23 protein-coding genes and 1 pseudogene are annotated in these 26,055 nt (G+C 74.6%); 9 read left to right on the top strand and 15 right to left on the bottom strand.

What is annotated here, in order from left to right; all coding sequences use genetic code 11:
• Positions 1 to 6: 6 nt before the first annotated feature.
• Positions 7 to 1,035 carry a LacI family DNA-binding transcriptional regulator gene (locus ACTVZO_RS05080; protein ID WP_443303051.1) on the bottom strand — a complete coding sequence of 343 codons (1,029 nt, stop codon included), beginning with the start codon at positions 1,033 to 1,035 and terminating at the stop codon, positions 7 to 9.
• Positions 1,036 to 1,225: 190 nt separating this feature from the next.
• On the opposite strand from ACTVZO_RS05080, the gene ACTVZO_RS05075 reads away from it, so the two are divergent.
• Positions 1,226 to 2,263 (top strand): NUDIX domain-containing protein, encoded by a 1,038-nt coding sequence (locus ACTVZO_RS05075; protein ID WP_443297203.1) that lies wholly within the window; start codon positions 1,226 to 1,228, stop codon positions 2,261 to 2,263.
• Between the two features lie 41 nt (positions 2,264 to 2,304).
• On the opposite strand, the gene ACTVZO_RS05070 is transcribed toward ACTVZO_RS05075, so the two are convergent.
• Both ACTVZO_RS05070 and ACTVZO_RS05065 read right to left on the bottom strand, forming a co-directional pair.
• Positions 2,305 to 3,018: an MBL fold metallo-hydrolase gene (locus tag ACTVZO_RS05070; protein WP_443297202.1), complete on the bottom strand. Its 714-nt coding sequence runs from the start codon at positions 3,016 to 3,018 to the stop codon at positions 2,305 to 2,307.
• A 94-nt stretch (positions 3,019 to 3,112) separates the two neighbouring features.
• On the bottom strand, positions 3,113 to 4,477 hold the full coding sequence (locus ACTVZO_RS05065) for a dipeptidase (protein ID WP_443297201.1): 1,365 nt from the start codon (positions 4,475 to 4,477) through the stop codon (positions 3,113 to 3,115).
• A gap of 255 nt (positions 4,478 to 4,732) precedes the next feature.
• Here ACTVZO_RS05065 and ACTVZO_RS05060 point away from each other — a divergent pair, with 255 nt between their 5' ends.
• Positions 4,733 to 5,965 carry a geranylgeranyl reductase family protein gene (locus tag ACTVZO_RS05060; RefSeq protein WP_443303050.1) on the top strand — a complete coding sequence of 411 codons (1,233 nt, stop codon included), beginning with the start codon at positions 4,733 to 4,735 and terminating at the stop codon, positions 5,963 to 5,965.
• 240 nt (positions 5,966 to 6,205) lie between these two features.
• Here the strand turns inward: ACTVZO_RS05060 and ACTVZO_RS05055 are convergent, their stop codons facing one another.
• A complete protein-coding gene (locus tag ACTVZO_RS05055) occupies positions 6,206 to 6,664 on the bottom strand; it encodes a nitroreductase/quinone reductase family protein (protein WP_443297200.1) in 459 nt (152 codons plus the stop codon).
• 155 nt (positions 6,665 to 6,819) lie between these two features.
• Here ACTVZO_RS05055 and ACTVZO_RS05050 point away from each other — a divergent pair, with 155 nt between their 5' ends.
• A complete protein-coding gene (locus ACTVZO_RS05050; protein WP_443297199.1) occupies positions 6,820 to 7,518 on the top strand; it encodes a TetR/AcrR family transcriptional regulator in 699 nt (232 codons plus the stop codon).
• Between the two features lie 166 nt (positions 7,519 to 7,684).
• Positions 7,685 to 8,662: a spherulation-specific family 4 protein gene (locus ACTVZO_RS05045; RefSeq protein WP_443297198.1), complete on the top strand. Its 978-nt coding sequence runs from the start codon at positions 7,685 to 7,687 to the stop codon at positions 8,660 to 8,662.
• Positions 8,663 to 8,763: 101 nt separating this feature from the next.
• On the opposite strand, the gene ACTVZO_RS05040 is transcribed toward ACTVZO_RS05045, so the two are convergent.
• Positions 8,764 to 9,267, bottom strand: coding sequence for a hypothetical protein (locus tag ACTVZO_RS05040; RefSeq protein WP_443297197.1), 504 nt, complete (start codon positions 9,265 to 9,267; stop codon positions 8,764 to 8,766).
• 106 nt (positions 9,268 to 9,373) lie between these two features.
• The gene (locus ACTVZO_RS05035) at positions 9,374 to 10,117 is read right to left on the bottom strand and encodes a maleylpyruvate isomerase family mycothiol-dependent enzyme (RefSeq protein WP_443297196.1); all 744 of its coding nucleotides are present in this window, start codon (positions 10,115 to 10,117) and stop codon (positions 9,374 to 9,376) included.
• A gap of 37 nt (positions 10,118 to 10,154) precedes the next feature.
• Between ACTVZO_RS05035 and ACTVZO_RS05030 the strand changes: the two are divergent.
• Positions 10,155 to 10,810 (top strand): annotated as a pseudogene (locus ACTVZO_RS05030) (alpha-ketoglutarate-dependent dioxygenase AlkB family protein).
• Between the two features lie 43 nt (positions 10,811 to 10,853).
• Entirely contained in the window at positions 10,854 to 12,152 is a 1,299-nt protein-coding gene (locus ACTVZO_RS05025) for an ROK family protein (RefSeq protein WP_443297195.1), read from the top strand.
• Between the two features lie 57 nt (positions 12,153 to 12,209).
• Here ACTVZO_RS05025 and ACTVZO_RS05020 read toward each other — a convergent pair whose 3' ends face one another.
• Positions 12,210 to 12,758: an ATP-binding protein gene (locus tag ACTVZO_RS05020; RefSeq protein WP_443297194.1), complete on the bottom strand. Its 549-nt coding sequence runs from the start codon at positions 12,756 to 12,758 to the stop codon at positions 12,210 to 12,212.
• 198 nt (positions 12,759 to 12,956) lie between these two features.
• Here ACTVZO_RS05020 and ACTVZO_RS05015 point away from each other — a divergent pair, with 198 nt between their 5' ends.
• Entirely contained in the window at positions 12,957 to 14,132 is a 1,176-nt protein-coding gene (locus ACTVZO_RS05015; protein ID WP_443297193.1) for a PLP-dependent cysteine synthase family protein, read from the top strand.
• A 63-nt stretch (positions 14,133 to 14,195) separates the two neighbouring features.
• On the opposite strand, the gene ACTVZO_RS05010 is transcribed toward ACTVZO_RS05015, so the two are convergent.
• Entirely contained in the window at positions 14,196 to 14,684 is a 489-nt protein-coding gene (locus tag ACTVZO_RS05010; protein WP_443297192.1) for an SRPBCC family protein, read from the bottom strand.
• Between the two features lie 337 nt (positions 14,685 to 15,021).
• On the opposite strand from ACTVZO_RS05010, the gene ACTVZO_RS05005 reads away from it, so the two are divergent.
• A complete protein-coding gene (locus ACTVZO_RS05005) occupies positions 15,022 to 17,388 on the top strand; it encodes a hypothetical protein (RefSeq protein ID WP_443303049.1) in 2,367 nt (788 codons plus the stop codon).
• On the opposite strand, the gene ACTVZO_RS05000 is transcribed toward ACTVZO_RS05005, so the two are convergent.
• The 5 genes from ACTVZO_RS05000 to ACTVZO_RS04980 all read right to left on the bottom strand — a co-directional run bounded on the left by ACTVZO_RS05000 (position 17,339) and on the right by ACTVZO_RS04980 (position 23,421).
• Complete coding sequence (locus ACTVZO_RS05000) at positions 17,339 to 19,792, bottom strand: right-handed parallel beta-helix repeat-containing protein (protein ID WP_443297191.1); 2,454 nt, start codon at positions 19,790 to 19,792, stop codon at positions 17,339 to 17,341. The genes ACTVZO_RS05005 and ACTVZO_RS05000 overlap by 50 nt on opposite strands.
• Before the next feature lie 102 nt (positions 19,793 to 19,894).
• Positions 19,895 to 20,506: an Rv1733c family protein gene (locus tag ACTVZO_RS04995; RefSeq protein WP_443297190.1), complete on the bottom strand. Its 612-nt coding sequence runs from the start codon at positions 20,504 to 20,506 to the stop codon at positions 19,895 to 19,897.
• A 105-nt stretch (positions 20,507 to 20,611) separates the two neighbouring features.
• Positions 20,612 to 21,436 carry an MOSC domain-containing protein gene (locus ACTVZO_RS04990; RefSeq protein ID WP_443297189.1) on the bottom strand — a complete coding sequence of 275 codons (825 nt, stop codon included), beginning with the start codon at positions 21,434 to 21,436 and terminating at the stop codon, positions 20,612 to 20,614.
• A gap of 56 nt (positions 21,437 to 21,492) precedes the next feature.
• The gene (locus ACTVZO_RS04985; protein ID WP_443297188.1) at positions 21,493 to 21,996 is read right to left on the bottom strand and encodes a DUF6643 family protein; all 504 of its coding nucleotides are present in this window, start codon (positions 21,994 to 21,996) and stop codon (positions 21,493 to 21,495) included.
• A gap of 246 nt (positions 21,997 to 22,242) precedes the next feature.
• On the bottom strand, positions 22,243 to 23,421 hold the full coding sequence (locus ACTVZO_RS04980; RefSeq protein WP_443297187.1) for a glycosyltransferase: 1,179 nt from the start codon (positions 23,419 to 23,421) through the stop codon (positions 22,243 to 22,245).
• Between the two features lie 175 nt (positions 23,422 to 23,596).
• Here ACTVZO_RS04980 and ACTVZO_RS04975 point away from each other — a divergent pair, with 175 nt between their 5' ends.
• Positions 23,597 to 24,388, top strand: coding sequence for a glutamate racemase (locus ACTVZO_RS04975; RefSeq protein ID WP_443297186.1), 792 nt, complete (start codon positions 23,597 to 23,599; stop codon positions 24,386 to 24,388).
• A 56-nt stretch (positions 24,389 to 24,444) separates the two neighbouring features.
• Here the strand turns inward: ACTVZO_RS04975 and ACTVZO_RS04970 are convergent, their stop codons facing one another.
• Both ACTVZO_RS04970 and ACTVZO_RS04965 read right to left on the bottom strand, forming a co-directional pair.
• Positions 24,445 to 25,380 carry an ADP-ribosylglycohydrolase family protein gene (locus ACTVZO_RS04970; RefSeq protein ID WP_443297185.1) on the bottom strand — a complete coding sequence of 312 codons (936 nt, stop codon included), beginning with the start codon at positions 25,378 to 25,380 and terminating at the stop codon, positions 24,445 to 24,447.
• Positions 25,377 to 25,973: a TetR/AcrR family transcriptional regulator gene (locus ACTVZO_RS04965; RefSeq protein ID WP_443297184.1), complete on the bottom strand. Its 597-nt coding sequence runs from the start codon at positions 25,971 to 25,973 to the stop codon at positions 25,377 to 25,379. Before ACTVZO_RS04965 ends, ACTVZO_RS04970 begins: the two co-directional genes overlap by 4 nt.
• Between the last annotated feature and the right edge of the window lie 82 nt (positions 25,974 to 26,055).

Here is a 26,055-nt window from a genome sequence, read left to right as displayed (position 1 = left end):
TGACGGTCAGTGCGCGGGCGGGAGTTCGCCCGAGCCGCGGGGGATGAGGCGGGTCGGGAGTTCGATGCGGGCCGGCGGGAGGTCGGCTCCCGCCAGACGCTGGAAGAGGCGGTCCGTGGCCACCCGGCCCAGGGCCGCCGGGTCCTGGGCGACCACCGTCACCCCGGGGCGGAGCAGATCGGCCAGTTCGAAGTCGTCGAAGCCGACCAGGGCCACCGGGTGCTCCCGCCGCTCCTGCCCGCGTCGCTCCTGCCCCCAGGCGCGCTCCCGCTCGGCGAGGACCCTTACGAGGGTGACCGTCACACGGTTGTTCCCGGCGAAGACGGCCGACACCGCCTCCGGGCCCGCGAGCATCGACCGGGCCGCCGCAGCGACCCGCTCGGGTGCCGTGGAGCCGAGCGAGACCCAGGATCCGGCCACCGGAAGACCCGCGTCCGCCATCGCCGCCCGGTAGCCGCGCAGTCGCTCCGTCGCCGTGTGGATGCGCGGGTGGTCGCCGATGAAGCCGATCCGGCGGTGGCCGCCCGCGATCAGGTGGGCCACCCCGTCCCTGGCTCCGCCGAAGCTGTCCGACAGGACCACGTCCGCGTCGATCCGGCCGGCGGGGCGGTCCACGAACACCGTGGCCACACCCGCCCTGATCTCCGGCTCCAGGTAGCGGTGGTCGTCGCCCGCCGGAATCACGATCAGCCCGTCCACCCGGCGCGCGCACAGCGCGAGCGCCAGCTCCCGCTCCCGCTCCGGGTCCTCGGCGCTGGAGCCGTTGATGAGCAGCGCCCCGTGCGCGCGGGCCACTTCCTCCACCGCCCGGTTCAGCGGGCCGTAGAAGGGGTCGGCGAGGTCCTCCAGGACCAGACCCACCGTCGCGGTACGGCCCTTGCGCAGCACGCGGGCGCTGTCGTTGCGGCGGAAACCCAGGGCGTCGATGGCCTCCTGGACCCGCCGTTCGGTGTCGGGGGTGACCCCCGTCTCGCCGTTGACCACGCGCGACACCGTTTTCAGGCCCACGCCCGCCCGGGCCGCCACGTCCTTCATGGTGGGCCGGTTTCCGTAACGGGGGTCGGACGGGCGGCGGGTGTGGGGCACGGCGGGGAAACCTCCGGAGGTATCGGGGCGGGGCGCTGACCTTGAGGATAAGCACTCGGCCGATAGTGAGGTTTCCGTGCCGGGGTGGGGCGGGCAAGCCACTGGGGGCTCCGGACGAGCCATGGGGAGAGGGGTAGACGTGATTGTCTGGATCAACGGCACATTCGGTGCCGGGAAGACCAGCACGGCCCGCGAACTGACCGGAATCCTGCCGGACAGCACCCTGTTCGACCCGGAGCTCATCGGGGACGCGCTGCGGCTCCTGCTGCCGCGCAAGCGCCTGGCGGAGGTCTCCGACTACCAGGACCTGCCGAGCTGGCGGCGTCTGGTGGCGGACACGGCGGCGGCGGTGCTCGCGGAAGTGGGCGGGGTCCTCGTCGTGCCGATGACGCTGCTCAGGCAGGAGTACCGGGACGAGATCTTCGGCGCGCTGGCGGCTCGGCGGATCCCGGTGCGCCATGTGCTCCTGGCCCCAGCGGAAACGATCCTGCGGACGCGCATCGCGACACGGGAGGAGGCGGGTGCCCCGCAGGACGTGGACGTCCGCGTCCGCCAGTGGGCCTACGATCACATACCCGCCTACCGGCACGCCCTCGGCTGGCTCACCGCCGACGCGCACGTCATCGACAACGGCCCCCTGAGCGTGCGGGAGACCGCGGAGCGGATCGCCGAAGCCGTGCGCACCGAGGCGGCCCCGGTCTGCGACATCGTGCAGACCCCGGAGCCCACCCGGGAGACGGTGGCGTCCGGGGTCCTGCTCTTCGACGACCAGGACCGGGTGCTGCTGGTGGATCCGACGTACAAGGCGGGCTGGGAGTTCCCCGGCGGCGTCGTCGAAGCCGGCGAGGCACCGGCCTGCGCGGGCGTACGGGAGGTCGCCGAGGAACTGGGCCTCGTCCTGGACCGGGCACCCGGGCTGCTGGTCGTCGACTGGGAGCGACCGCAGCCGCCCGGCTACGGGGGCCTGCGGCTGCTCTTCGACGGCGGCCGGCTCCCCGACGGCGCTGCGGCCCGGCTCCGGCTGCCCGGGCCCGAACTGCGGGCCTGGCGGTTCGTCACCGAGTCCGAGGCCGCCGGAATGCTCCCGCAGCACCGCTACGAGCGCCTGCGCTGGGCCCTGCGCGCCCGGGAACGCGGCCGTCCGCTGTACCTGGAGGCCGGCGTCCCGGTCGGCTGACGCGGCCCCTCAGGACGCGGTCTCCTTCAGGATGCCGCCCCTCAGCACGCGGTCTCGGCCGCCGCCTCCGCGAGGGCGGCCGCCGTGTCCGAGATCAGCGGGTCGCCGTGGCCGAAACAGGCGACCGCGGGGGACAGCGCGGCCAGCCGCCGGAAGGAGTCCACCGCCCGCGCCCGGTCCACGTTGAAGACGCCGAGCATCAGCGGGCCGACGGCGGCCACGCAGTCCCCGGTGAACAGCACCCCGTGGCGCGGGAGGTGGACGCCGATGCTGCCGTCGGTGTGGCCCGGGGCGTGCACCGCGTACGCCCCGTCCCCGAACCCCAGCGCGTCCCCGTCCTCCACCTCCTGGTCGACCGGGGTGGGCGGGGCCTCGGGGACGGTCAGGCCGTGCGCGTACAGGGGCACTTCCCAGTCGAGCAGCACCGGTTCGGGCACGGGCCGTTCGCCCCGGATCACGGGCGCGTCCAGCCGGTGCGCCAGCACCCGGGCGCCCCAGCGGGTGGCGAGTTCACCGGCCGCGCCGACGTGGTCGCGGTGGCAGTGGGTCAGCACGATCCGCTCCAGCCGCTCCGGCAGCAGCCCGAGGGACCGTATCGCCCCCTCGATCTCGGCGGCGGACTCGATGTTCCCCGCGTCGATCAGCGTCAGGGACCGCCCGCCCTCGCCCTTCTCGCCGTCCTGCCACAGGTAGGCCTGGCCGATGGGGAAGCGGAGCATGTGGAGCCGGTTCGGGAGCACTTCGACGAGATCCATACCGAGACGGTACGGACCCGTACCCGCGCCGCGCCCCCGGCTTCACCCGCAGCGGAGTCCGCCCACAGCGGAGCGGACCCGCCGTCGGCCCGGCTCAGCCGCGCTTGGACTCCGCGTAGTTGACGAGGAACAGGGCCTCCGCCACCGACAGCCGCTCCAGCTCCTGCGGCGAGACGCTCTCGTTGACCGCGTGGATCTGCGCCTCCGGCTCGCTCAGCCCGATCAGGAGCATCTCCGCGTCCGGGTACAGCTGCGTCAGCGTGTTGCACAGCGGGATCGAGCCGCCCATGCCGGAGACCTGCATCTCCTGACCCGGGTAGGCCACCCGCATGGCCGCCGCCATCGACGCGTACGCCGGACTGTCGGTGTCCGCCTGGAACGGCTGGCCCTGGCCCACCACCTCGAGCTCCAGCTTCGCCCGCCACGGGGTGTGCGCCGTCAGGTGCGCCTCCAGCAGCTTGATGGCCTCCGCGGTGTCCACGCCCGGCGGCACCCGCAGGCTGATCAGCGCGCCCGCGCTCGCGTGCACCGACGGCGTCGCGCCGACCACCGAGGGGCAGTCGATGCCCAGCACGGTCACGGCCGGACGGGCCCACAGCCGGTCCGCGATCGTGCCCTCGCCGATCAGCTCGACCCCGTCCAGCACCTTCGCGTCGGCACGGAAGTCCGCCTCCGGGTACTGCAGGCCCTCCCACACCGCGTCCGAGGCCAGACCGTCCACGGTCGTCGAACCGTCCGCCGCGCGCAGCGAGTCCAGCAGCCGGATCAGCGCCGCCAGCGCGTCGGGGGCGACACCGCCGAACATGCCGGAGTGCAGGTTGCCGCCCAGGGTGTCGATCTTGACCTTGATCAGGGTCATCCCGCGCAGCGTGGCCGTCACCGTCGGCAGGCCGAGACGGAAGTTGCCCGCGTCGCCGATGACGACGGTGTCCGCGGCCAGCAGCTCGGGGTGCGCCTCCGCGTACTGCTGGAGGCCGCCGGTGCCCTGCTCCTCCGAGCCCTCGACGATCACCTTCACGCTCACCGGCACACCGCCGTTGGCCTTCAGGGCGCGCAGCGCCAGCAGGTGCATGATGAACCCGCCCTTGCAGTCGGCGGAGCCGCGCCCGTACCAGCGGCCGTCGCGCTCGGTCAGCTCGAACGCGGGCGAGACCCACGCGGCGTCGTCCAGCGGCGGCTGCACGTCGTAGTGCGCGTAGAGCAGAACGGTCGGCGCGCCCTCGGGGCCGGGCAGGAACCCGTACACGGACTGGGTGCCGTCGGGGGTGTCGAGCAGTGCCACGTCCTGGAAGCCCTCGGCGCGCAGCGCGTCCGCCACCCAGTTCGCGGCGGCCTCGCTCTCGCTCTTCGGGAACTGCGCCCAGTCCGCCACCGACTGGAAGGCCACCAGCTCGGTCAGCTCCCGCTTGGCGCGGGGCATCAGCGAGGCGACGGTCTCGGCGATCGGATTCTGGGACATGGGCACGCTCCTTTTGGGTGCGACGTTGTGCTCTGTGTACGCCACCCGCAGCCGCGTGGTGCGCGTATGCCGGGTTCGGCGGAAGACAGCACCGATCCTCGCACAGCAGGGCGAGGCGGCGTCTCGCCGTAGGATTTCCCCGGCATCGGAGCAACGGGTGATCAGGAGCAGCAGCACATCGTGAGCAGCGACAGCGACAGCGACGACGTACGCGACGCAAACACGGAGAACACCGCACGGGGGGCGGACGGCGAGGTGGCCGGGGACAGCGGGGAGACCGGCGAGGTGTGGGACGTGGTCGTGGTCGGGGCCGGTCCGGCCGGCTCTTCGGCGGCGCACGCCGCGGCGACGGCGGGGCGGCGCGTACTGCTGCTCGAGAAGGCCGAGCTGCCCCGCTACAAGACGTGTGGAGGCGGCATCATCGGGCCTTCGCGCGACGCCCTGCCGCCGGGCTTCGTGCTGCCCCTCAAGGACCGCATCCACGCGGTCACCTTCTCGCTCGACGGGAAGCTGACCCGGACCCGGCGCTCGAAGCAGATGCTGTTCGGGCTCATCAACCGGCCGGAGTTCGACGCCGGGCTGGTCGCCGAGGCCGAGAAGGCCGGCGCGACGGTGCGTACAGGCACCGCGGTGGCCCGCGTCGAACAGCACGGCGCGGCCGTGCCCGACCGGCGCACCGTCGCCGTGGTGCTCGCCGACGGGGAGACCGTCCTGGCCCGCGCGGTGGTCGGGGCGGACGGCAGTGCGAGCCGGATCGGCGCGCACGTCGGGGTGGAGATGGAGCAGGTCGACCTGGGCCTGGAGGCGGAGATCCCCGTCCCGGACACGGTCGCGGAGGACTGGAAGGGGCGGGTCCTGATCGACTGGGGTCCGCTGCCCGGCAGTTACGGCTGGGTCTTCCCCAAGGGAGACACCCTCACCGTCGGTGTCATCTCGGCCAAGGGCGAGGGCGCGGCGACCAAGCGCTACCTCGACGACTTCATCGCCCGGCTCGGCCTCGCCGGCTTCGAACCGGCCGTCTCCTCCGGGCACCTGACCCGCTGCCGCACGCCCGATTCGCCGCTGTCGCGCGGCCGGGTGCTGGTGGCGGGAGACGCCGCCGGACTGCTGGAGCCGTGGACCCGGGAGGGCATCTCCTTCGCGCTGCGCTCCGGGCGGCTGGCGGGGGAGTGGGCGGTGAAGATCTCCGAGGCGCAGGACGGGGTGGACGCGCGCCGTCAGGCGCTCAACTACACCTTCGCCGTGAAGGCGGGGCTGGGCGTGGAGATGGGCGTCGGGCGGCGGATGCTGGCCGTCTTCGAGGCCCGGCCGGGACTGCTGCACGCGGCGATCACCGGCTTCCGGCCGGCATGGCGGGCCTTCGCGCGCATCACGCGGGGTTCGACGACCCTGGCCGATCTGGTGCGTACGTATCCGCTGGCGCGCAGGGCGCTGCACGCGCTGGACGCCCGGCAGGCGGCCCGGGGCGCCGACCGCGGTCAGGCGTAGGCAGCCCCCAGCGGGCCGGGGAGGCGGGCCGGGGAGGGGTGGGGCGGGAGGGTGAGGCGGGGAGGGGTGAGGCGGGCTGTCACCCGGACTCCGAGGCCCCGGCTCTCCGGCTCTCCTCCCCTGCGGCCTCCCCGCCGCCCGGACGCGTTCCCGCGCGGGACCGGGGCGCAACCGGTGCGTGACCGGTGAGCGACCGGTGAGCGACCAGGGCGCGACGGGGGGCGCGACCGGTGCGGGCGGTCAGCGCGCGACCGTGATGCGGAAGACGGGGTGGTCGCCGGCGGCGGCCCGGAGCTCCGCGTCGGAGGACTTGGCCGTGACCCCCTGGAAGAAGCGGTTGACCTCCCAGCCCCACTTCTCCAGGTAGGCGCGCAGGATGGCGGCCTGCTCGACGGGGTCCGTGATCTCGATGGCGGTGAAGGTGCGCACCTTGCGGCCGACGCGCAGTTCGCCGCCGCCGGCGACGCGCATGTTGCGGACCCACTGGGAGTGGCCGCGTGCCGAGACCAGGTACTGCGCGCCCTCGTACGTATGCGGGTTGACCGGGATCCGCTGCATCGCGCCGGACGTGCGGCCCCGGACCGACAGCTCGGCGGTACCGGCGAGGCTGACGCCGAGCCGGGCCAGCTTGCCGAACATCGAGTTGAAGCGGACGGCGAGCGGGCTGGCCTGGACGTAGTACGGGTTGGACGCGTTCATGGTGGCCTCCGGTGCGGTGATCCAAATGGAGAGCACTGCTCTCGCTTGAGATCAGTGTGCACGGATCGGTGCGCCAAAGCAAGAGCAGTGCTCTCGAAATAGATCGATGCTCCGAATCCTGGGCAGTGCTCCACTCGCATGGCACACTGACGCTCATGAACACCGTGCGAGGGGCCAGGGAACGGGCCCGCATCGAGGTCACCGCCGCCATCAAGGACGAGGCGCGCCGCATGCTGGCCGCCGAGGGCGCGGCCAAGCTCTCGCTGCGCGCCGTCGCCCGCGAGCTGGGCATGGTCTCCTCCGCCCTCTACCGCTACTTCCCCAGCCGCGACGAGCTGCTCACCGCCCTCATCGTCGACGCGTACGACAGCGTCGGCGCCGCGGCCGAGGAGGCGGACGCCCGCGGCCTCGCCGCCGGGGACGCACCCCGGGCCCGCTGGGTCGCGGTCTGCGAGGCCGTCCGCGTCTGGGCGCTGGAGCACCCGCACGAGTACGCCCTCATCTACGGTTCCCCGGTCCCCGGCTACAGCGCTCCCGCCGACACCATCGGTCCCGCCTCCCGGGTCGCGAACACCTTGATCGCCATCGTCCGCACCGCCTACGAGGGCCGCGGCCTGGCCCTCCCGCCGCTTCCGGCGGCCCTGCGCCCCGAAGCCGTCCGGATGACCGCCGACTTCGCCGGGGACCTGCCCCCGGAGGTCACCGCCGCGCTGGTCGCCGCCTGGGCCCAGCTGGTCGGCCTGGTCTCCTTCGAGCTGTTCGGGCAGTTCAACCGGGTGGTCGAGGAACGCGCCGGCTTCTTCGCGCACGCCGCCGACCAGCTGGCCCACGCGGTGGGGCTGCGCGCCGTATGAGGTGAACCCCGCGGATCGCGGGGCGGATTCACGCGATGCAGCGACAAGTCGCTCTTCTGTTTGTCCGATGAATGCGGGCGGTTCAGCCTTGAAGCAACGGCCGCCCGTCTAGTGTTCCTCAGGTCGAAGGGTCGAACACCCCCCTGCCGCCGCCGGAGGAACGTTCATGCGTCGCGCCGTGAAGGCCCTGTACGCCGTACTGGTCACCGCGTTACTCGCCGCTCCGTCGCCCGCCGTCACGGCTCCGGCGCCGGCCCGCGGCGGGGAGCCCGCGCGGGCGGACCGGACCCCCTCGATCCCGCCCGCCCCGAGCCCCACCGTCCCGCCCGTACCGCGGCTGCCGGGCGTGCGGGGCCTGGAGATCGCCGTCCCCGCGTACGTCTGGGCGAACGACCGCATGCTGGCCGACCTCACCGCCACCGGCCCGGCCGCCTCGGTGGTGGTCCTCAACCCCGGCAACGGAGACGCCCCGTTCGACGCCGCCTGGCGGGCCCGCGCCGACGCTCTGCGCGGCGGCACCACGGCCACCGGCGAGAAGACCAAGGTGCTCGGCTACGTCCACACCGACCACGGCAACCGCGACGCCGCCGCCGTCAAGGCCTCCGTCGACAACTACCTCAAGTCCCCCGACGGGCGCCTCCACGTCGACGGCATCTTCTTCGACGTCGTCAGCCGCGACTGCGGGCCGGGCAACGCCACCCGCGACCACTACGCGGAGCTCCGCCGCTACGTCGAGGACACCCTGAACGCCGTCGACCCCGCGGCCTCCGGCCTCGTCGTCAACAACCCCGGCACCGCCATAGCCGACTGCTACCTGGAGCCGGGCCGCCGGACCGCGGACGTGTTCGTCACCTACGAGGACACCTACGCCGCCTACACCGGCGGCGGCTGGCTCGGCGGCAACGTCTTCGACCCCCTGAACGGCTACCGCTCCGGCGCCGAACTCGACCCGAGCGGCACGGCGTTCTGGCACCTGGTCCACGGGGTTCCGGACGCCGGCGCGATGCGCTCGACCCTGCGCACGGCCTTCGAGCGCGGAGCGGGCTACGCGTACGCGACCAGCGGGGGCATGCCCAACCCGTGGAACACGGGCCCGGCATGGGCCTTCCGCAGCCAGACCGACCACGCGGCGACCCTCGGCTGAGGGCCGTGAAGCCGTGAAGCCGTGAAGCCGTGAAGCCGTGAAGCCGTGAAGCCGGGCCGCCCGGCCCCCGCCCGCGACTCCGGCGGTGCGGGGTCCGGCGGTCAGCGGTAGTCGTCAGGGTGGCCCTGCATCCAGGTGTTGATCTTGTCCCGGGTGCCGATCAGCGACGTCTGGTGCTTCTTCAGGTTCTCGAAGGACCGGTCGCCGCCCAGTTCCCCGTCGAGCTTCGCGATCAGTGCGATCGGCTCGGGGAAGTGGCCGGGTCCCTTCGGGTCCGCCTTCATCGCGCGGTCCAGGCGGTGGAGTTCGTCGTAGACCCGGCCGAGGAAGTACGCGCACTGCGACGGGGTGCAGCTGTCGTCCAGGGTCGCCTGGAGCCCCGCGAACGCGTCCCGTACCTTCTCGGCCGGCACGGCGCCGGTGGGCTGCGGCACGGAGGACGAAGGCGCCGGCGCGGACGCGGACGCAGAGGCGGACGCGGACGCAGAGGCGGATGCGGCGGCGCCGGCGGGCGGGTCCGCCGCGTCGTCCGCGCCGCAGGAGACGGTGAACGCCGCCAGGGCCACTGCCAGCACGGCCGCGTTGCGCGCGGTGGAAAGGAACATCTGCTACCCCCGAGATCGCTGAAGCAAGCAGACCCTACAGAACACCGCGGCCGGACCGACCCCGCCCCTCCCGGCCCACGTTCCCCGCCCCGGCCCCCGGCCGGGCTCAGATTCCGGCCGTCTCGCTCCACAGCCGCGCCAGCGCCAGGTCGCCGGTCACCTCCGGCCCCGCCAGCGGCTGCCGGTTCCACAGGGCCGAGTACAGCCAGCCCGCCTCGCCCGACAGCTCGCAGTCGACCGGCTCGTCCGTGGCGCCGAGCACCGTACGGGCCGGCTCCGGCGACAGGTGCACGGTCCACACCGCACCCGTGTCGAGGGCCCTGATCCGCAGCACCCGGGGCTCCGGGGTCCGCACCCGGCTGCGCGGCCGCGCGTGGAAACCGGTCAGCAGCTCGTCCACCCCGTCCTCCGCGAACTCCGGCGTGACCGGCGAGAACGCGACACCGAGCGCGGCCTCCGCGTCCATCCGGTGCACGGCCGTCTCGTGGGCCTGCCGCCGGGCCCAGAACGCCAGCGGCGAGGGCGGTGCCGTCGGGAGGAAGGTCCAGCACTGCACGTCCGCCGGCGCCTCGGCCAGCGTCCGCACCAGGGCCGCGTGACCCTCGCGGAACCAGGCCAGCAGCTCGCCGCCGGTCAGCTCGGGCGCGTCCGGGAACGGCACCGGCTCCAGCCGCCCCTCCCCGACGAAACCGGTCGCCCAGCGGTGCACCGAGCCGGTGTGCCGCAGCAGATCGGCGACGCGCCACTGCGGACAGGTCGGCACCAGGGCCTCCGTACCGGCCCGTTCCGCCAGCTCGGCGAGCAGCTCGCCCTCCCGTTCGAGGGTCTTCACGAATTCGGTGATCTCCATGCGGGAAGTCTGTCAGCCGGCCCGTCACAATCAAGTCATGGACGGGGAACTCTTCCCGCGCGAGCGGACCGTGATCGCCCCGGGTGCCGTGCACGTGCCCGACTGGCTCGGAGCGGCGCGGCAGGGGGAGTTGCTGGCGGCCTGCCGCGCGTGGGCCCGCCCGCCGGCGGGCCTGCGTACCGTACGCACCCCGGGCGGCGGCACGATGACCGCCCGGCAGGTGTGCCTGGGCCTGCACTGGTACCCGTACGGCTACGCCCGAAGCGCCGTCGACGGCGACGGGGCCCCGGTCAAGCCGATGCCCGGATGGCTGGCCGAGCTCGGGCGGGAGGCGGTGGCCGCGGCGTACGGGAAGCCGCCGGGGCCGGAGGCCGTCTACGACATCGCCCTGATCAACTTCTACGACGGAGACTCCCGCATGGGCATGCACCGCGACGCCGAGGAACGGTCCGGGGCGCCCGTGGTCTCGCTCAGCCTGGGCGATACCTGCGTGTTCTCCGCTTCGGGAACACCGCCTCGCGCGGCCTGCCGTACCGGGATGTGCGGCTGCGCAGCGGCGACCTGTTCGTCTTCGGGAATTCGAGCCGACTGGCCTATCACGGGGTGCCGAAGGTCCTGCCGGGCACGGGCCCGCAAGGGCTCGGGCTCTCCGGCCGGCTGAACATCACGCTCCGGGTCGGCGGGCTCGGCTGACGGGAGGCGTCCGGCACCCTCCGATCATGCGAGGATCGGGTGCATGAACGGCAACGGGGCCCCGCGGCGGGTGGGGGATGTGACCACGGTGTCCACCGGTTCCACGGATTCCACGATTTCCACCGGTTCCACGGGGTCCGCGAGGACCAAACTGGAGCGGGGCCGGGGCGCGCTCGGCCCGGCGCTGGAGCTCGTCCACACCGGCCGGGCCCCGACCCGGGCCGTCCTGACGGCGGAGCTCGGGGTCACCCGGGCGACCGCCGGAGCGGTCGCCGCCGAGCTGGAGGCGCTCGGGCTGATCCGCGTCGACTCGCGCCCCGGCGGCGCGGGCGGAACCCAGGGCCGCCCCTCGCACCGGCTCTCCGTGGACGAGAACGGTCCGGTGGCGCTCGCCGCCCAGGTGCACCCCGACGGATTCCGGGCCGCGCTGGTCGGCCTCGGTGGCCGCATCGTGGCCACGGCCCCCGGCAAGGTCACCGTCTCCGCCGACCCGGCACAGGTGCTCGGCGCGGTCGTGGAGGCCGGGGCCGAACTGCTCGAGCGGACCGGCCGCCGCTGCGTCGGGGCGGGCCTCGCGGTCCCCTCGGCCGTCGCCGAGCCGGAGGGCACGGCGCTGAACCCGCTGCACCTGGCCTGGCCCGCCGGTTCTCCCGTACGGGCCGTGTTCGCGCAGTGCGTGAAGGCCGCCGGGATCGACGGCCCGGCCCTGACCGGCAACGACGTCAACCTCGCCGCCCTGGCCGAGCACCGGCACGGCGCGGGGCGCAGCGCGCAGCACCTGCTGTGCGTGGCCACCGGGCACCGCGGGGTCGGCGGGGCGCTGGTGCTGGACGGCCGTCTGCACAGCGGCAGTTCGGGCCTGGCCCTGGAGGTCGGCCACCTCACGGTGAACCCGGAGGGGCGGGCCTGTCACTGCGGCAGCCGCGGCTGTCTCGACGTGGAGGCGGACCCGCTGGCCTTCCTCACCGCGGCGGGACGCAGCCCGGGCCCCGAGGTCTCGCTGCTCCAGCAGGCGCGGGACCTGCTGCGGAGCGAGTACGCGGAGCCGGCGGTACGGGCGGCCGCCGAGGAGCTCATCGACCGGCTCGGCCTCGGCCTCGCGGGGCTGGTGAACATCCTGAACCCCGACCGGATCATCCTGGGCGGGCTGCACCGGGAGCTGCTCCACGCCGATCCGGAGCGGCTGCGCGCGGTGGTCGCGGACCGCAGCCTGTGGGGGCGCAGCGGGAGCGTGCCGATCCTGCCGTGCACCCTGGACCACAACAGCCTGGTCGGCGCGGCGGAGCTGGCGTGGCAGCCGGTGCTCGACGACCCGCTGGGAGCCCTGGGCGCGGCGGCGTAGGCGGCGCGGCCCGGACCCTCGCGGGGCCCGGCACCGGGCGGCCGGGGCGGCCGTGCGCTACCCGGGCCTGGCGCCGACCGACACCGCCACCGACAGGCCTGCCGAGACGGCAGCCGGGTCCAGGGCGACGAGTGCGGTCCGGGCGGGTTCCCGTACGGGCTTGGTGGTGATCCGCACCGGACGCGGCGAGGACACCGGAGCTGCCGCCGCCGTGAGCGAGAACCAGACCACCTTGCCCGGGCCGTCCGTCTGGTGTCGGGCGCCCCAGGCCTCGCTGACCGCCTCCACGAGCGCGAGCCCGCGCCCGCAGGTCTCCAGAGCGTCCAGCGCCGCCTCCCGGAGCACCGGGAGCCGCGGATCGCTGTCGATGACCGAGACCGTGAGCCGCCCCAGGCGGAACTCGATCTCCACGGTGCAGGTCTTGTCCGGCTGTGCGTGGCGGTGGACGTTGCTGAGCAGCTCCGTCACGCCGAGCGCCGCCCGGTCGATGAGCGGATCGAGCTGCCAGTGGCGCAACTGGGCGGAAACGATCCGGCGGATCTGGCCTATGCGCGCCGGCAAGGCCTGCAGTTCGACGACGCAGTGCCTTCGGGAATGACTGATCACGGCTGCGACTCCCCGACATGAGTGTTACGGGTGCTGCACCCTCGGTAATGCTCCACCAGGGTCACCCACGGTGCCCCGCAGTGCAACCGAACGCGATCGAAAGCGATCCGCATGGAAACCCAAAGTGACTGTTTGTGCAGGTGAGGGAGGTACATTTCGAAAGCAGGGGGCGAATACACGCACGAAGGAGCACGGCGCATGAGCACCACCGGCACCACCGGCACCAGCGGAACGACGGGCACCATCCGTGGCAGCGGTACGACGGCCACGACCGTCGACGTCGACCACAGCGACGCGCAGTACCGTGCTTGGCTGAAAGAAGCCGTCCGCAAGGTCCAGGCCGACGCCAACCGCTCCGCGGACACCCACCTGCTGCGCTTCCCCCTCCCCGAGGAATGGGGCATCGACCTCTACCTCAAGGACGAGTCCACGCACCCGACGGGTTCGCTCAAGCACCGCCTCGCGCGCTCGCTGTTCCTCTACGCGCTCTGCAACGGCTGGATCCGCCCCGGCCGACCGGTGATCGAGGCCTCGTCCGGCTCCACCGCCGTCTCCGAGGCCTACTTCGCCAAGCTGATCGGCGTGCCGTTCATCGCCGTCATGCCCCGCACCACCAGCCCGGAGAAGTGCCGGCTCATCGAATTCCACGGCGGCGAATGCCACTTCGTGGACGACTCGATGAAGATGTACGAGGAGTCGGCAGAGCTCGCCACCCGCACCGGCGGCCACTACATGGACCAGTTCACCTACGCGGAGCGGGCCACCGACTGGCGCGGCAACAACAACATCGCGGAATCGATGTACCAGCAGATGCGCCTGGAGCGGTACCCCGAGCCCGCCTGGATCGTGGCCACGGCCGGCACCGGCGGCACCTCCGCGACGATCGCGCGCTACGTGCACTACATGCAGCACGACACCCGCGTGTGCGTCCCGGACCCGGAGAACTCCTGCTTCTTCGACGGCTGGATCAACAACGACCCGCACGCGAGCAGCGATTGCGGCTCGCGCATCGAGGGCATCGGGCGGCCGCGCATGGAGCCGAGCTTCGTGCCGGGAGCCATCGACCGCATGATGAAGGTGCCGGACGCGGCGAGCGTCGCCGCCTGTCGGGCGCTGGAGACGGCCATCGGGCGCAAGGCGGGCGGTTCCACCGGCACCGGCCTGTGGAGCGCCCTGAAGATCATCTCGGAGATGGTGGCCGAGGGCCGCAAGGGCAGCGTCGTCACGCTGCTGTGCGACCCGGGCGACCGCTACCTGGACAAGTACTACTCCGACGCCTGGCTCGCGGAGCAGGGCCTCGACATCGCCCCGTACGCGAAGACCATCGACACCCTGCTGACCACGGGAGCCTGGCGCGAGCCCTCCGCCGTCTGACCGTCCGCACTGCGGCCGGCCGGCGGGGGTCACCGAGCTGTGGGGGTCACCCGCCTGTGGGGGTCACTGACCGGCCGCGCGGCGGGCGGTGAGCAGGCCGTCCAGGGTGCGCACGGCCGAGCGGAAGGAGTGGCCCAGGCCCGGGCGGGCGGCCGTCAGGGCCAGCCGGAAGGGAGCCGGGCCGTCCGCGGCGAAGGTCCAGCGGACGTGCGTGCCCGAACCGGCGGGCGTCAGCCGCCACTCCTCCAACAGGGCCCGCATTCCCGGCGCGTTGGTCTCGTCCACCCGGTAGGCGTACCGCTGCTCCGGATCCGCCGCCATGACGGTCTCCAGGAACCTCACCCCGCCCATCAGCCGCACTTCCCGGCCCGCGCCGCCGTGCGTGGGGCGGGCCAGCGTCACCGCCCCGAACCAGCGCGGCCAGCCCGTGACCTCCTCGGCCAGCGCCTGGTACACCGCCTCCGGCGGCGCCGCGGCCTCGGCGGCGAAGACGAGCCGGACCGGTGCGGTCTCGATGAAGTCAAGCCCCACCGGGCGGAGTCGGCGAGCCATGGAGGTACCTCCCTTGGGCGGGTGCGGAGTGTCGCGTGTGCGGCCTCGGCGGGGGCGTGACGAGGGTCGTGGTGACGGGCGTCGTGACGGGCGTGACGGCGGGCGTGACGAGCGGCGTCGAACGGCCGTGCGCGCCACCATAGCTGGCTGCCCGTCAGATGTCCGTGCCGGAACGGTTTTCCGCTGACGAAGGGCGCGTGCCCCTGGCCACGGGCCCTGCCGCGGGGGATGCTGGAACCGCGCCGATCCCGCCCCGCGAGCGGAGCCAGCCGTGCCGGAGCCCCCGGAGACCCGCCCACCGTCACCCTCGCCACCGCCACCGCCACCGCCACCGCCACTGCCACTGCCACTGCCACTGCCACTGCCACCGCCACCGCCACCGCCTCTCGCCCTCGAGCTGCTGGTGCACGGCGTCGCCGGCGCCGCCCCCGCCGAACTGCTCGGCGACCCGCGCACCGTGCGCGTCACCGGCGACTCCACCGCCGCCGTCTTCCGCCGCACCGAGGACGCCGACGCCGAAGCCCGCCCCGAGCGGTATGCCGGACGGCCCGTCCCCGAGGCCTACTGCTGGTCCCGGCTCACGTCCGGCAACGGCGCCCGCGCCCTGTGGCTGCTGCTCCTGCCCTTCATGGTGGCCAACCTCGCCCACTGGGCCCGGCCGGCCATGCCCGCCGCCGACCCCGCGCCGCGCACGGTCCGCACGTACGGGGTCCTCGTACGGATCCTCGCGCTCAGCCTGACCGTGCTGCTGATCGCGGCCGCCTGCGAGGTCGCACTCGACCTGTTCGCCTGGCAGTGCGCGGGCTCCGGGACCTGCACCGCCGACCGCTCCTGGCTGGGATTCCTCGCCGACGGCGGCTGGTGGGCCCAGCCCGGGCGCCGGCTCGCCCTCGGAGCGCTGGTCCCCGCCGCGCTGACCGGGCTGCTCTGGTTCCTGTCGAACCGGACGTGGAGCGCCTACGAGTCCCAGCCGCCGCCCGCCGGCGCCCCCGACCCGGACACGGCCTCGGACACCGCGCCCGCGCTCGGCCGCCCCGGATTCTGGTACGGCCGGCGGATCGTGGCCCGGCTGCGCGCCGCCCACACCGCCGCCGGGCTGCTCACCGTGGCCGCGGCCGTCGCCGCACCCACCGCCCGCCACGACCGCGCCGTCGGAGCCCCCGTACTCGACGCCCTCGGCTGGGCGCTGGAGGTGCTGCTCGCCGCCGGCGGGCTCTGCGTGGCCTGGGTGGTCTGCCGGCGCGGCCGCAGCGAGGCCCGGCCCGACCGCCGGCTCGACCGGGCCGCCGTCACGTTGCTGCCCGGCGCCGCCCTCGCGCTCCTCGTCGCCGTACTCCTGTACGCCTGCTGGTCGCGCCCCGGCTGGGCCTCCGCCGGGCGGCTCCCCGGAGACTTCGCCTTCGGCGTGCTCATGCTCGGCCAGGGCCTGTGCGTGCTCGCCCTCGCCGTGGCCGCCGCCGCTCTGCACCGCCGGGCCCCCGATCCGGCCGCCGCCCTGCACGGCCTGGGCGGGCCCGCCATCGCCATGCTGGGCTGCGCGCTCGGCGGGGTGATGTCCGGTGGGGTCGCGCAGCGCGTCGCCGACTGGCTGGACGGGGGCGCGACCCCGGGGATGGCCGGGGCACCGCTGCCCGGGCCGCCCGTGCTGCTGTCCTGGCAGGCCGCCGTACTGCCCCCGATGCTCCTCGTCCTGGCACTGGTCGCCGCCTGGTTCGCGATCAGCGGAGCCCGGTCCCGGCGCAGGCTCGCCGGGACCGTCGCCGCCGAGTATCCGGGAGAGACGCCGGACCGGTCGCGCAGCCGCCGGATCGCGGGGGCCCGGGCCGCCGCCGCGCTCACCGACTCCGCGCCGTGGTTCGTGGCGGCCGTCTCCGGGATCACCCTGCTGCTGGGCGCGGGGGCACTCGCCGGAGCCTGGATCGGGGGGCGGGTCCCGGGTGAGGCGGCCCGCGGGAGCGGCCCGGTCCTGGAGACCGCAGCCCGGGCCGCCCAGGACACCGGCTCCTGGCTCATAGGCTTCGGCTTCGTCCTCTTCGTCACCTGGGGCCGGCGCGCCTACCGCGATCCCGCCGCCCGCCGCACCATCGGCATCCTGTGGGACGTCGGCACCTTCTGGCCGCGGGCCGCCCACCCCTTCGCGCCGCCCTGCTACGCGGAGCGCGCCGTCCCCGACCTGACCTGGCGGATGACCGGCTGGACCGGCCGCACCGGCGGCCGCCTGGTGATCTCCGGCCACTCCCAGGGCAGCGTGCTCGCAGCCGCGGCCGTCTGGCAGCTGCCGCCGCCCGTCCGCCGCCGGGTCGCCCTGCTCACCTACGGCTCCCCGCTCGGCAGGCTCTACGGCCGCTGGTTCCCGGCCTACTTCGGCCCCGGGCCGCTCACCGCCCTCCACCACGAGGTCGACTGCTGGCGCAACCTGTGGCGGGCCACCGACCCCATCGGCGGGCCGGTGCTCCCCGGCACCCCGCAGGACGTCGACCGCGGCCCGCTCGCCGACCCCGTCGCCTACGGCCGCAGCCCCCGCCACCCGCTGCCCGCGCCGATCCTCGGCCACTCCGACTACCAGGCCGACCCCGCCTTCGCCGCCGAACGCGACGCCCTGCTCGCACGCCTGGACCCGGCGGCACCGGGCGGGGGCGTACCCGGTCAGCGGCTCAGCAAGGCGCCGGCTGGGCCGGCAGATCCGCCGGGAACAGCAGGGTGAGCTCGTCCGTGCTGGGCTCCCGCAGCTGGGCCACCCGCCCCGCGTGCCGTTCGACCATCGACTCGAAGGTCTGCCGCGCGGTGCGGCCGTTGCCGAACGCGGGTCCCTTGGGAAGCTCCGTGAAATAGCCCAGCAGCGCCTCGGCCGTGCCGTCCCCGAGCCGGTACTCGTGCTCCTCCGCCTGCTGCTCCACGATCCGCAGCAGTTCCCCGGGCCCGTAGTCGCCGAAGGTGATGGTCCGGGAGAAACGGGAGGCTACACCCGGGTTGACGGTCAGGAACCGGTCCATCTCCGCCGTGTACCCGGCGACGATCACCACCACCGCCTCCCGGTGGTCCTCCATCAGCTTCACCAGGGTGTCGATCGCCTCCCGCCCGAAGTCCCGGCCCGAGTCCTCCGGCGCCAGCGCGTACGCCTCGTCGATGAACAGGACCCCGCCCCGCGCCCGGTCGAACGCCTCCTGCGTACGGATCGCCGTGGACCCGATGTGCTCGCCGACCAGGTCCACCCGCGACACCTCCACCAGGTGCCCGCGCTCCAGGACCCCGAGGGAGGCGAGGATCTCCCCGTACAGCCGGGCGACCGTGGTCTTGCCCGTGCCGGGGGAGCCGGTGAAGACGAGGTGCCGGCGCACCGAAGCCGCCTTGAGGCCCGCCTGCTGCCGCCGCCGGCCCACCTCGATCATGTCGGTGAGCGCACGGACCTCGCGTTTGACGCTGTCCAGGCCGACCAGGGCGTCGAGCTGGCCCAGCACCTCGCCGGAGCCGCGGGCCGCCGCCGGGCCACCGGCGCCACCGTCACCCGCGTCCGCCGGCCGCGCCGCGGGCACCTCCGCCGCCCGCGGTACGGGGCCCTGCGCCGCGCCCGCCGTACGGACCTCCGCCCGCGCCCCGGCGACGGCGCCGCCCGCTGCCGCCTGGGCCGCCGGCCGGGGCCCGGACCCGTCGCCCGTGCAGCCCTCGGCGACCGGGCCGTCCTCCGGGAACTCGTACCCCCCGCGCGCACAGCGCTCGGTGTGGCAGCGGGCGAGGGTGGTGCGGCAGCCGTCGAGGACGTGGAACCCGAAGCCGGCACTGCCCGTCACCCGGCAGGCCGTGAAGCTGCCGCGGCCGCCCGCCGACACGTAGAAACCGGACTCGGCGGGGGAGGTGACCGTGCACCGCTCCAGGGTGGGATCGGCGCCCTTGGTGACGATCACGCCGGTCTGCACGGCGTCGATGGTGCAGTTGGCGAGGGTGCCGCCGCTGCCGTGGTCGCGGAACCACGCCCCGGTGGCCGCTTCCCGGATCCGGCAGTCGTCGAGCTGCGCGGTGGCCCCGTCGCTCACCGACACCGCGGTGTTGCGCACCTGGGACAGATCGCTGTCGACGACGTCGACCCGCGAACCCCGGTCCAGTACGAACAGCGCGTCCGGCACGTCGTGGACCCGGCAGGAGTCGAGGGAGGCGGTGGCCCCGTCGCTGATCCACACCGCCGGATAGTCGCCCGTGCTGTCGTGGATCTCGCAGGAATCGGCGTCGACCCTGGTGCCCGGATCCCACACCGACAGGCCGTTGCGCCCGAAGCGGCGCACGGTCGTCCGGCTCAGCGTGAGCACCGAACGCGACCGCAGGTCGACCGCGTTCTCGGGGATGTCGTGGATGTCGCAGCCGGCCAGGGTGAGGACCGCGTCGGTGTCGAGGGTGACCCCGTCGGCGGAGGTGCGGTGCACCGAGCAGTCGGTGAGCCGGGCCGTGGCGCGGGCGGCGACCTGCACCCCGCTGCCCTTGATCTCGTACACCTCGCAGCCCAGCGCCTCCAGGCCCGAGCCCTCGCCGGTGACCCCGATGCCCGCGCCGGTGGCGTGGTGGATCCGGCAGCGCTCCAGGCGCGGGCGGCCGCCGCCGCGCACCGAGATCCCGGTCTGTCCGGCGGCCACGACCTCGCACTCCTCGAACACCCCGCCGCCGCCGTCCAGTACGGCGATGCCGACTCCGGTCGGATTCTCCACGGTGCACCGCCGCACCAGGGGCCGGGCCCCGGTGCCGCGCACTTCGATGCCGGCCGCCGAGCGGGTGCTCACCCGAAGGTCGGTGAGTTCGGGAGCGCCGTCCTCCACCAGCAGGGCGGGAGCGGCCCGGTCCTGGCCCTCCAGGTGCAGGTCCTGGACGACGGCCGAGGCGCGCACGGTCAGGGCGACCCCGTCGGGCGGCGCGATGCGCACCGACCCCAGCCCGCCCTCGGGCCCGCGCAGCGTCACGGCGTGGTTCAGCACCAGGTTCTCCCGGTAGGTGCCGGGGGAGAGGGACAGCACGTCCCCGTCGCCCGCGACAGCCAGGGCCGCGGCCAGCGTCGGATACTCACCGGAGCGGCGCCGCCAGCGCGAGGCTCCGCCGTGCGTCACCTGGACCGTGCCCTGAGCCATGGTGCTGTCGTGCCCCCACCCTCGTACTCGCCGGGCCGCCGATGCGGCCGGTCTGGTCTGGCCGGTCCACCGTAGCGCGCGCGGGGCCCGTGAGTTGCCAGGTCAACTGCCCGCGCCCGCCCTGCCCCAGTCCGGCCCCGCCGCCGCCCACGCGCGGTCCAGACGTATGTACCGCCGATGCACCAGCCTTCGTACGACCAGCCGGCGGACCGTCTCGGCCAGTACGGCGGCGGCGAGCGCCGCGGCCAGGCCCGCCAGCGACGCGTGGAGGGCGGCCGAGGACGGGTCGAGCGGCTGCCCGACCAGCCGTCCGCGCGCATCGGTCCATATCCGGAACTGCTCGCCGGGCCGCGGCGGTTCCTCGGCGGCCGGCACCGTCCCCTGGTGGCTGGTGCCGTCGGGCGCGGTCCACACGGCCACCACCTGGGTGCGGGTCGGGGCGGTCCGCTGCGCCGAGGGGTCGGCGGACGCGGCCGCCGCCGAGTCCGCGGCCGGCCGGACCACGACCGCGGGCACGAGGTGCCGCTCCTGCCGCTGGGAGAGAGCGGCCTGCCGGAGCGTCCCGTCGACCTGTATGCCCGCGACGCAGCCGATGGCCGGAGCCACCAGCAGGACGCACACGAGCGCCGCGAAGGCCACCCACGCCTCGAAGAGATCGGTCGGCCGGCGCAGCGGATTACGCCGCCAGCGCCACACTCCCATTGCTGTCCACACGGTCCGGCTCCCCCCACGTACGCCAGCCATCCGTCCTGTCCTGACTGCTCCAACGGCGTGGTCGCACCGGTGGTTCCAGTCCGGGGGCAGAGCCCCCCGAAGGTGTCATTCCAGGACGCGGACCTCGTCGCCGACGCGCACGGTGCCCGTCCGCACCGGCACCAGTTGCCGGCCGAAGGCCAGGGACTTGCCGATCCGCCGGTGCGCGGCCAGGGTCTTCAGCGGCTCCTTGCCCCGTTCCGCCGTCCGCTGGTCGGTGGTGGTGACGACGCACCGGCCGCACTCCCGGACCCCGCGGAAGACGGCGTCGCCGATCGCGATGCGCCGCCAGCCGTCCTCGGCCCACGCCTCGGCCCCGGCCACCACCACATTGGGCCGGAACCGGTTCATGGGCAGCGGGCCCTCCGCCGCGTGGTCCCCTTGTGCGATCAGCGCGTTGAGCGCGTCCAGCGAGGCCGTGGTCGTGAGCAGTACCGGGTAGGCGTCGGCCAGGCTCACCGTCTCGCCCGGCAGTGCGTACTGCGGGTCCACGGGCCGCCGTACGGCCGGATCGTCCAGGTGCACCAGCCGCACCGGCACCCCGAGGTACGCGCTGAACCAGTCGGCCGCCGCGCTCGCCGCGACCGCGGTCTCGACCTTCTTCCCGAACAGCCCGACCGGCTCCAGCGGCCCCGGTCCGGGCACCCCCACGAGCAGCTCCGGCATGCCGGGTGCGGACAGCGCGATGCCGCTGCCATCCGCCGGACGCGCCGCCGCCAGGGCCAGCCGCGGCTGCTGGCGCTGGGTGATGACCGTGCCCCATGCGTCGACCAGCGCCCACCGGCGGTCCCCGGACAGGCCCCAGGGCTCCACGGCCACCTCGTCGGGAGCGGTCCCCGCTACCGATTTGACGGGATGGACGTGAAGCGCCTGGACGTGCAAGTTCGACATGGGGGCATCCTGTCAGGCGCCCCCTCCGCGGCCCCAGCGGATATCCGCCGCTCGGGTCAGTAGCCGCGCCCCTGGTACGGGCGGCCGTACGGGTCCTCGTACCCGGCGGCCGGGACCGGCGCGGGAGCCTGCATCGGGCGCGGCGCGGCCGGACGCATGGCCTCGTACCCGGTGGTCGTGGCGAACGGGCGGGGCTGCTGCGGCTGGTGCTGCGGTACGAACGCGCCGCGGGCCTGCTGTTGCTGCTGGGGGATGTACGGCGCGGGCGCGTGCTGCAGCGGCATCGGTTGCGGCGCGGCCTGCTGCTGGTAGGGGTAGCCGTACGCGGGTGCCTGCTGCTGCGGCATGGCCGGGGGCAGCGCGGGCAGGGAGGACGCGAGGGCCGGCAGGTAACCACCGCTCGAATACCCGGCGCTGGGGGACTCGTAGGCAGCCGGGACCCGGATCGGGGCGATCTGCGGAGTGCCGCGTTCGGCGACGAGCGAGTCGTAGATGGGGGTGTCCGGGAAGGAGGGCGCGGAGTAGTAACCGCCGCCATAAGTGGAGCGGGGGGAGGTCATGGGACCTAAGTTAAGCCCACGACTTCACCGGGTCCATAGCGAGGTGCCGTCAACACCGTCCTGACCTGCATATTCGCAGGTCAGGACATCACGTTTCACTTGACGTTCACGTGCACGATTCGCCACTTCCACCCCACCTTGTTCTGACTCGTACCCACCGGTTGTGCAGTGCACCGACTTGGTGCTGACGCAGCGTCACAAGCCGGTGACCTCGGATGATGTTGTTTCGGGCAGCAGTTCGCCGTTTCAGGCGTCGCTCGGGCGGGCATAGGTACGGCCCTTCCACGCCGCGCCGCGGCCCCGGTAGTGCTGAACGGCCGAATCGACGGTCATCAGCAGGTACAGCAGCGCCGTGAACGGAAGCAGCGGAGCGAGCGCCGCGGGCTGCCGGTAGTACCGCAGCATCGGCAGGTAGGTGCCCGCCATCAGCAGCCACGCCAGGCCGCCGGCCCACGCGGTGGACGGCTGCCCGGCGGCGAGCCCGGACAGGAGCGCGGCCGGGGGCACGAGGTAGACGAGCACCAGGCCCGCGACCGTCCCGGCGAGCAGGAGCGGCTGGTGGCGCAGCTGCGCGTAGGCACTGCGCGAGACCATCCGCCACAGGTCCCCGAGCGCGGGGTACGGGCGCACGCTGTCGACCCGCTCCGCCAGCCCGAGCCAGATCCGGCCGCCGGAGCGCCGGACGGCGCGGGCGAGGGACACGTCGTCGATGACGGCCTGGCGGATGCTGTCGGGCACGCCCGCGCGGACCGCGGTCTCGGTGCGCAGCAGGACGCAGCCGCCGGCGGCTGCCGCGGTGCGGGTGCCGGGGCGGTTGACCCGGCGGAAGGGGTAGAGCTGGGCGAAGAAGTACACGAAGGCGGGGACCACGAGCCGCTCCCACACGCCGACCACGCGCAGCCGGGCCATCTGGGAGACGAGGTCGAGGCGGGCGGAGGTCGCGGCGGAGACCAGTTCGCGCAGGCTGTCGGGCTCGTGCGCGATGTCGGCGTCGGTGAGGAGCAGGTAGTCGGGCTCGGTGGCGCGCGCGGTGCGGGCGAGCGCGATGCCGTGGCGCAGGGCCCAGAGCTTGCCGGTCCAGCCGGCGGCCGGGTCGCCGGGGGAGGTGACGGTGAGCGGCAGCCCGGGCTGCTCGCGGGCGAGGCGCTGCGCGAGGGCGCCGGTCCCGTCGGTGCTGCCGTCGTCGACCAGGATCACCTCGGCCTCGCCCGGATAGTCCTGGGCGAGCAGGGAGGCCAGGCTCAAGGGCAGTACCTCGGCCTCGTCCCGGGCCGGGACGATCACGGCGACGGAGGGCCAGCGGGCCGGGGCGGTGCGCGGAGGGAGCCGTACGTCGGTGCGCCAGAACATGCCCTGGGCCAGCGTGAGCCAGAGCCAGGCGGCGAGTGAGGCGTAGGCCGCACAGGCGGCGATGAGGGTGCCCATGGCGGCAGTGTGCCGGGCCCTGCGGGACGTGTCGCGCATCCGGCGGCCGGTGTCCGCGTCCGCGTGGCGGACCCCGCGGGATGCGCTCCCGCCGAGCGGGCCCGGCGTCACTCCGCGGGGGGCGCGGGCGGGACGCCGGGGCCGGGGTGGTGGGGGTGTCGACTAAGGTGGGCGGGTGAAGATCGCGCTCATGGACTCCGGAATCGGCCTTCTCGCGGCAGCCGCGGCGGTGCGGCGGATGCGGCCGGACGCGGAGCTGGTCCTGTCCTCCGACCCCGACGGCATGCCCTGGGGTCCGCGTACGCCCGCCGACCTCACCGGGCGGGCGCTCGACGTCGCCCGTGCCGCCGCCGCGCACCGCCCCGACGCCCTGATCGTGGCCTGCAACACCGCCTCCGTGCACAGCCTGCCGGCTCTCCGGGCCGAGCTGGAGCCGGGGATCCCCGTCATCGGGACCGTGCCCGCGATCAAGCCGGCCGCCGCCGCCGGCGGGCGCGTGGCCATCTGGGCCACCCCGGCCACCACGGGCAGCCCGTACCAGCGCGGGCTGATCGGCGAGTTCGCCGCCGGGGCCCGGGTGACCGAAGTGCCGTGCCCGGGTCTGGCCGACGCGGTCGAGGCCGCGGACGACGAGGCCGTGACGGCCGCCGTGGCCGCGGCCGCGGCGCTGACCCCGGCCGACGTCACCGACGTGGTGCTCGGCTGCACGCACTACGAACTGGTCGAGACCGCCATCCGGGCCGCTCTGACCGAGCGGACGCAGGGCGCCGAGCTGGTCTTCCACGGATCCGCCGAGCCCGTCGCCGTGCAGGCGCTGCGCCGGATCGGCACGCACCCCGAGCCCGGCCTGCCGGCCACCGGCGGCCTGACGGTGCTCCGCAGCGGCCGCCTCGGCACGCTCCCGGCCGCCGCCCTCGGATACGCGGAGGGCCGCCTCCTCGCGGGCCGCGACGCCGTCGTCGGCTGACCCTCCACCCGGAGCAGCCCGCCCAGCCCGCCCAGCCGGCCGCCACGGCCCGGGGTCTACGCCCCGCCCGCCGCGGCCAGGCGACGCGCGAGGTCCCGGAGGTCGTCCGCGTCGAGGACGCGGTCGCCGTAGCCGGGGAGGGGGACGTGGAGCGGGGCCGTCCACTGCTCGGGGACGGCCCGTTCGCCGTAGCGTGCCCCTGCCAGGGCGCCGGTCACCGCCGCCACCGTGTCCGTGTCGCCGCCCAGGTCCACCGCGGCCCGTACCGCTTCCGCGAAGCCGGCGGTGGTGCGCAGGGCCCAGACCGCCGAGCCCAGGCAGGGCCACACCGCCCCGTTGAACTCGGTGGCCAGGCCCGGGTGCCAGGCCGGGTCCAGCACCACGGCGTAGCGCTCGCGGTGGCCGGGGTGGACCGCGTCGAGCGTCGCCGGGATCGCGGCCAGCGGATCGGCTCCCTCCAGGGCCACCCGCACCAGCTCGTGCAGGACGGCCGTGCCCTCCCAGGCGGCCCGGTCGCCGTGGGTCAGCGCCGCGATCCGCCGGGCGGCTTCCATGCTGGCTTCGCGCCCGCTGCCCGCGAAGTACACGGCCGAGGTGGCCGCCCGCATCAGCGAACCGTTGCCCGCCGCCCGGGCGTTGACCTGGAAGTGCAGCGCCGCGGCGCTGTCCCAGGGCTCGCCGTTGGTGAGTACGTCCTCGGTCTGGAGCCCGATGTCCTTGGGCCGGCCCGCCGCCCACCGCCGGAACCGGCCGAAGACGTCCGGGAGTTCGAGGCCGCCGTGTTCCAGCAGGGACTCGCCGACCAGGACCGCCATCTGCGTGTCGTCCGTCGCCTCGCCCGGATCCCAGCCGCCGCCCCCGAGCATCTCCTCGCCCCGCTCGCCGAACTGCCCCGGCAGGCCGAACTCGTACGGAGCGCCCAGCGCGTCCCCCGCCGCGGAACCCAGTACGGCGCCCACGGCCCGTTCGGTCCGTTCGGCCCGTTCGGTCATCGGGCCGGCTCCTCGGCGTGGTCGGCAGCGGCCAGCAGGCCGCGGGTGAAGGCGTCCAGATCGTCCAGCCCGGCCGCCGCCAGGGTGTCCGGTGCGCCGGCCAGCAGGTGGGGGAGGGCCCCGTGCAGGGCGAGGGTGAGGGCGCGGACGTGCCGCGGAGCGGCCGGCAGCCCGGCGGAGTGCAGCAGGTGCCCGTACGCTGCGAAGTCCGAGGCGGCGATCGGGTCCAGCAGCCCGGCCAGCCACGGCCGACGCGTCGCCTCGGTCTGGAGCTCCAGGTAGGCCAGCGTCCGGGCCCGGCCCGTTCCGGCCACGTCCCGCAGCAGTCCCGCGAGCAGCGCCGCGAGCTCCCGTGCGTCGGAGGGGCCGGGCCCGGCCCCCGCCAGGGCGGCGGCCACCGCCCGGTACTGCTCCAGGCAGCGCTCGGCCACCGCCCGCAGCAGCGCGTCGCGGGTCGGGAAGTAGTTCTTGGCCGTGCCCGTCGGCACGTCGGCCGCGGCGTCGACGGCCCGGTGCGTCAGCCCGCGCCCGCCCGCCTCCGCCAGTACGGCGATGGCCGCGTCGCGCAGCCGGTCCCGACGGTCCTGGTTCACGTTCCCCGCATTCCCGTTCCCCGCATTCACGTTGCCAGGATAACCACACCCGTGGTACCACAAATGTAGTACCACGGGTGTG

Source organism: Streptomyces sp. IBSNAI002, from assembly GCF_052244475.1.
Taxonomy (GTDB): Bacteria; Actinomycetota; Actinomycetes; order Streptomycetales; family Streptomycetaceae; genus Streptomyces.
This window is presented reverse-complemented; position numbering and strand designations above follow the sequence as displayed.

Bases quoted from the DNA above. Each gene is read 5' to 3' on its own strand.
- ACTVZO_RS05080 (WP_443303051.1), bottom strand. From the start codon at position 1,035: ATGAAGGACGTGGCGGCCCGGGCGGGCGTGGGCCTGAAAACGGTGTCG.
- ACTVZO_RS05070 (WP_443297202.1), bottom strand. From the start codon at position 3,018: ATGGATCTCGTCGAAGTGCTCCCGAACCGGCTCCACATGCTCCGCTTC.
- ACTVZO_RS05065 (WP_443297201.1), bottom strand. From the start codon at position 4,477: ATGTCCCAGAATCCGATCGCCGAGACCGTCGCCTCGCTGATGCCCCGC.
- ACTVZO_RS05055 (WP_443297200.1), bottom strand. From the start codon at position 6,664: ATGAACGCGTCCAACCCGTACTACGTCCAGGCCAGCCCGCTCGCCGTC.
- ACTVZO_RS05050 (WP_443297199.1), top strand. From the start codon at position 6,820: ATGAACACCGTGCGAGGGGCCAGGGAACGGGCCCGCATCGAGGTCACC.
- ACTVZO_RS05045 (WP_443297198.1), top strand. From the start codon at position 7,685: ATGCGTCGCGCCGTGAAGGCCCTGTACGCCGTACTGGTCACCGCGTTA.
- ACTVZO_RS05040 (WP_443297197.1), bottom strand. From the start codon at position 9,267: ATGTTCCTTTCCACCGCGCGCAACGCGGCCGTGCTGGCAGTGGCCCTG.
- ACTVZO_RS05035 (WP_443297196.1), bottom strand. From the start codon at position 10,117: ATGGAGATCACCGAATTCGTGAAGACCCTCGAACGGGAGGGCGAGCTG.
- ACTVZO_RS05025 (WP_443297195.1), top strand. From the start codon at position 10,854: ATGAACGGCAACGGGGCCCCGCGGCGGGTGGGGGATGTGACCACGGTG.
- ACTVZO_RS05015 (WP_443297193.1), top strand. From the start codon at position 12,957: ATGAGCACCACCGGCACCACCGGCACCAGCGGAACGACGGGCACCATC.
- ACTVZO_RS05010 (WP_443297192.1), bottom strand. From the start codon at position 14,684: ATGGCTCGCCGACTCCGCCCGGTGGGGCTTGACTTCATCGAGACCGCA.
- ACTVZO_RS05000 (WP_443297191.1), bottom strand. From the start codon at position 19,792: ATGGCTCAGGGCACGGTCCAGGTGACGCACGGCGGAGCCTCGCGCTGG.
- ACTVZO_RS04990 (WP_443297189.1), bottom strand. From the start codon at position 21,436: ATGTCGAACTTGCACGTCCAGGCGCTTCACGTCCATCCCGTCAAATCG.
- ACTVZO_RS04985 (WP_443297188.1), bottom strand. From the start codon at position 21,996: ATGACCTCCCCCCGCTCCACTTATGGCGGCGGTTACTACTCCGCGCCC.
- ACTVZO_RS04980 (WP_443297187.1), bottom strand. From the start codon at position 23,421: ATGGGCACCCTCATCGCCGCCTGTGCGGCCTACGCCTCACTCGCCGCC.
- ACTVZO_RS04970 (WP_443297185.1), bottom strand. From the start codon at position 25,380: ATGACCGAACGGGCCGAACGGACCGAACGGGCCGTGGGCGCCGTACTG.